The following is a 678-nucleotide window of genomic DNA, read 5'->3' on the forward strand; positions in this document are numbered from 1 at the left end:
AGGCCTGCTGTACACCGCAGAGTTACCGGCACAGACGGCGATCCCGGCATTCCGGGACGATGGCGAAGAAGCCTTCATGGGTTCCTGGTACTGGTCGAGCTCGCAGCGCTCCGCCTACAGCGCTTTCTACATGGACTTCGCTGATGGCTATCAGGACTACGGCGCCAAGGACTACGAGCTCCGTGTCCGCCCCGTCCGCAGAGAGTTGCTGATTGATTAATTCGCTTATTTAATCCGGCCGCTTGCGGCCGGTTGCTGTTAGGAGCTTCTGCCCATGGCGATGCACACGGACTTGCAGATCTACAAAGTGTCGATGGACCTGTTCAAACTTGCAACGGGCCTCACTCGGAATATCCCAAGAGACTTAAAGCAAGTGATCAGCAAACGCGTTATGGATGATTGCATGGAGATCCTGACGCTGATTGGCAGGGCAAACTCAAATAGAGATAAGCGGCCTCATCTGGAGCTACTTCTGGAGAAAGTGCACCAGGTAGATCTGGTCATGAGGCTATGCACCGAAAGCCGGTTCATCAGCCCAGAGCAGCAATCAAAAACTATTCTGCTCACCTCCTCCATTGGCAAACAAGCCAATGCTTGGAAACGCTCTACCCCAACCGCGCCCGCCATCTGAGAGTTACGGCTTTCAGGTCTGTGCGATTTTGAATCTGGTCGTGCCGC

The 678-nt window shown here is 54.4% G+C and carries 1 protein-coding gene and 1 pseudogene; both read left to right on the forward strand.

Features of this window, described 5'->3' with window-relative positions; translation table 11 throughout:
• A pseudogene (locus tag ACP7A4_RS23160) lies at nt 1–220 on the forward strand (DUF1566 domain-containing protein); the annotation flags it as partial.
• Between the two features lie 54 nt (nt 221–274).
• Nucleotides 275–631 carry a four helix bundle protein gene (locus ACP7A4_RS23165; protein ID WP_169880703.1) on the forward strand — a complete coding sequence of 119 codons (357 nt, stop codon included), beginning with the start codon at nt 275–277 and terminating at the stop codon, nt 629–631.
• Nucleotides 632–678 lie beyond the last annotated feature (47 nt).

Source organism: Pseudomonas sp. TWR3-1-1, from assembly GCF_049896545.1.
Lineage (GTDB): Bacteria > Pseudomonadota > Gammaproteobacteria > Pseudomonadales > Pseudomonadaceae > Aquipseudomonas > Aquipseudomonas weihenstephanensis.

What these genes read in the sequence shown, in the direction of transcription:
- ACP7A4_RS23165 (WP_169880703.1), top strand. Translation starts at nt 275, where the DNA reads ATGGCGATGCACACGGACTTGCAGATCTACAAAGTGTCGATGGACCTG.